Annotated in this window: 2 protein-coding genes; both read right to left on the reverse strand. The window is 70.9% G+C overall.

Features of this window, described 5'->3' with window-relative positions:
- Positions 1-3128, reverse strand: a 3128-nt coding sequence (carB, locus tag AC2VNT_RS04760) for a carbamoyl-phosphate synthase large subunit (protein WP_486945756.1), incomplete at its 3' end; no start/stop codon positions are given.
- Positions 3128-3957 (reverse strand): carbamoyl phosphate synthase small subunit (locus tag AC2VNT_RS04765; protein ID WP_486945757.1); only part of this gene is annotated, 830 nt, incomplete at its 5' end. The genes AC2VNT_RS04765 and carB, both read right to left, overlap by 1 nt.

Consider the following 3957-nt stretch of genomic DNA (forward strand, 5'->3'; position numbering starts at 1 on the left):
CCGGCGCGGATGGCGTCCACCGCCGACGGCCGTGGGGTCTCGGCGGCGGCCTCCTCGAAGTGCTTGCGCACCCCGTCGCACGGGATTCCGGTGCGCCGCAACATCTCCGCGGTTCCTTCGGTGGCCAGCACCCGGAACCCCAGATCGGCGAGGCGTTTCACCGGAAACACCAGCGAGCGTTTGTCGTGGTTGGCCACCGACACGAAGACGGTTCCCTGCGCCGGCAGCGAGCCGTAGGCGGCGGTCTGGCTCTTGGCGAAAGCCCGGCCGAAGTCGCGGTCGATGCCCATCACCTCGCCGGTGGACTTCATCTCCGGGCCGAGCAGCGAGTCGATGCTGGCGCCGTCTTCGCGGCGGAACCGGTGAAACGGCAGCACGGCTTCCTTCACCGCGATCGGCGCGTGCACGTCGACGGTGGCGCCGTCGCCGGTGGCCGCCAGCAGCCCCTCGGCGCGCAGGTCGGCGATCGAGGCGCCCAGCATCACCCGGGCGCAGGCCTTGGCCAGCGGCATCGCGGTGGCCTTGGATACGAACGGCACCGTCCGACTGGCCCGCGGGTTGGCCTCCAGCACGTAGAGCACGTCGTCTTTCAGGGCGAACTGCACGTTGAGCAGCCCGACCACGCCGACCCCGCGGGCGATGGCCTCGGTCGCCCGGCGCACGTTCTCCACGTCGGTGCGGCCCAGCGTCACCGGCGGCAGCGCGCACGCCGAGTCGCCGGAGTGGATGCCGGCCTCCTCGATGTGCTCCATGATGCCGCCCAGGTAGACCTCGGTGCCGTCGCAGAGCGCGTCGACGTCGATCTCGATGGCGTCCTCCAAGAACCGGTCCACCAGCACCGGGTGCGCCGGGGAGAGCCGGGTGGCCCGGGTGATGTAGCCGCGCAGCGTCTCCTCGTCGTAGACGATCTCCATGCCGCGCCCGCCGAGCACGTACGACGGCCGGACCAGCACCGGGTAGCCGATCTCGGCGGCGATCCGGCGGGCCTGGTCGAAGGTGGTGGCGGTGCCGTAGCGCGGCGCCGGCAGCCCGGCGGTCGCCAGCACCTGGCCGAACGCCCCGCGGTCCTCGGCCAGGTCGATCGCCTCCGGCGAGGTGCCCACGATCGGCACCCCGGCGTCGGCCAGCCGCTGCGCCAGCCCGAGCGGGGTCTGCCCGCCCAGCTGCACGATCACCCCGACCACCCCGGGGCCGCCGCTGCCCGACTGCTGCTCGGCGCGGTACACCTCCAGCACGTCTTCGAAGGTGAGCGGCTCGAAGTACAGCCGATCGGCGGTGTCGTAGTCGGTGGAGACCGTCTCCGGGTTGCAGTTGACCATCACCGTCTCGAAACCGGCCTGGCTCAGGGTCACCGCCGCGTGCACGCAGCTGTAGTCGAATTCGATGCCCTGGCCGATCCGGTTCGGCCCGGAGCCCAGGATCAGCACCTTCGGCTTCTCGGCCTGCGGCGCCACCTCGGTCTCGGCGGCCGGGTCCAGCTCGAAGGTGCTGTAATGGTACGGCGTCTTCGCCTCGAACTCCGCGGCGCAGGTGTCCACGGTCTTGAACACCGGGTGGATGCCGAGCCGGTCGCGCAGCAGCCGGACGCCGTGCTCGCCGGCGAGTTCCGGTCGCAGCGCGGCGATCTGGTGATCCGACAGCCCGCTGTACTTGCACCGGCGCAGCAGATCGGCATCCAGCACCGCGGTGCCGACCACCTCGGCGCGCAGCGAAACCAACTCGTTGACCTGCTCGACGAACCACGGGTCGATCCCGGACGCCTCGGCGACCCGCTCGACGGTGGCGCCGAGCCGAAGCGCCAGCTCCACGTCGTAGAGCCGCCCGTCGGTGGGCGTGCGCAGCCGGGCCAGCACCGCATCCAGATCACCGTCGGGGTCCGGCGCCGTCCAGAACCCGGCCCGGTCGGTCTCCAGCGACCGCATCACCTTGCCGAGCGCCTCGACGAAGTTGCGGCCCAGCGCCATCGCCTCGCCGACCGACTTCATCGTGGTGGTCAGCGTGGTGTCGGCGCCGGGGAACTTCTCGAACGCGAACCGCGGCGCCTTCACCACGACGTAGTCCAGGGTCGGCTCGAAGCAGGCCGGGGTCTCCTTGGTGATGTCGTTGAGGATCTCGTCGAGGGTGTAGCCGATCGCCAGCTTGGCGGCGATCTTGGCGATCGGGAAACCGGTCGCCTTCGACGCCAGCGCGCTGGACCGCGACACCCGCGGGTTCATCTCGACCACGATCAGCCGGCCGTCGGCCGGGTTCACCGCGAACTGGATGTTGCACCCGCCGGTGTCCACGCCGACCTCACGCAGGATCGCGATCGCCAGGTCCCGCATCCGCTGGTATTCCCGGTCGGTCAGCGTCATCGCCGGGGCCACCGTCACCGAGTCGCCGGTGTGCACCCCCATCGGGTCGACGTTCTCGATCGAGCAGACCACCACCACGTTGTCGCGGCCGTCACGCATCAGCTCGAGCTCGAATTCCTTCCAGCCGTAGATGGATTCCTCGATCAGCACGTTGGCGCTGGGCGAGGCGGCCAGGCCGTCGCCGGCCATCCGGTTCACCTCATCGAGGGTCCGGGCCATCCCGGAGCCGAGCCCGCCCATGGTGAACGAGGGGCGGACGACGACCGGCAGCCCGACCTCGGCCACCGTCTCGGCCACCTCGTCCATGGTGAAGCAGACCCGGGAGCGGGCCGATTCGCCGCCGACCTTGGCGACGATGTCCTTGAACCGCTGGCGGTCCTCGCCGCGCTGGATCGCCTCGAAGTCGGCGCCGATCAGCTCCACGCCGTAGCGTTGCAGCACCCCGTTCTCGTGCAGCGCGACCGCGGTGTTCAGCGCGGTCTGCCCGCCCAGGGTGGCCAGCAGGGCGTCGACCTTGTTGCCGCGCTGCGCCTGCTGGGCGATCACCCGTTCGACGAACTCCCAGGTGATCGGCTCGACGTAGGTGTTGTCGGCGAACTCGGGGTCGGTCATGATCGTCGCCGGGTTGGAATTGACCAGGCTGACCTGCAGCCCCTCGGCGCGCAGCACCCGGCAGGCCTGGGTGCCCGAGTAGTCGAACTCGCAGGCCTGGCCGATCACGATCGGGCCGGAGCCGATCACCAGCACGTGTTGGATGTCGGTGCGGCGCGGCATCAGCGGCCTCCTGCCATCAGGTCGACGAACTGGTCGAACAGGTACTCCGCGTCGTGCGGCCCGGCGGCGGCCTCCGGGTGGTACTGCACCGAGAAGGCCCGGCCGTCGGCGAGTTTGACGCCCTCCACCACCCCGTCGTTGGCGCAGGTGTGGCTGACCAGCGCCGGGCCGAAGTCGGTGTCGAACCGTTGTCCGGCCTCCCCTTCCAGGGCGAAGCCGTGGTTCTGCGCGGTGATCGCGACCCGGCCGGTGGCGTGGTCGACCACCGGGATGTTGATCCCCCGGTGGCCGAAGACCATCTTGTAGGTGGAAAGGCCGAGCGCCCGGCCGAGGATCTGGTTGCCGAAGCAGATGCCGAACAACGGGATTCCGGCGCCCAGCACCTCGCGAGTGAGCGCGACCAGCCGGTCGGCGGTGGCCGGGTCGCCGGGCCCGTTGGACAGGAACACCCCGTCCGGCTGCAGCGCGGCGAGCTCGGCGAAGGTCACCGACGACGGCAGCACATGACTGCGGATCCCGCGCCGGGCGAAGTTGCGCGGCGTGTTGGTCTTGATCCCCAGATCCAGCGCGGCGACGGTGAGCCGGTGCGCCCCTTCGGGTTCCACCATATCGCCGGAACCGGTGCTGACCTGGCCGGCCAGGTCCGCGCCCAGCATCGCCGGCTGCTCGCGCACCCGGGCCAGCAACTCGCTGGCATCCGGGTCGCCGGCCAGCGCGTCGCCGGAGAACACCCCGGCCTTCATCGAGCCGCGGCTGCGCAGGTGGCGCACCACCGCCCGGGTGTCCACGCCGGCCACCCCGACCACGCCCTGACGGACCAGTTCGTCGG

It is taken from the genome of Mycobacterium sp. TH-M15, from assembly GCF_057473705.1.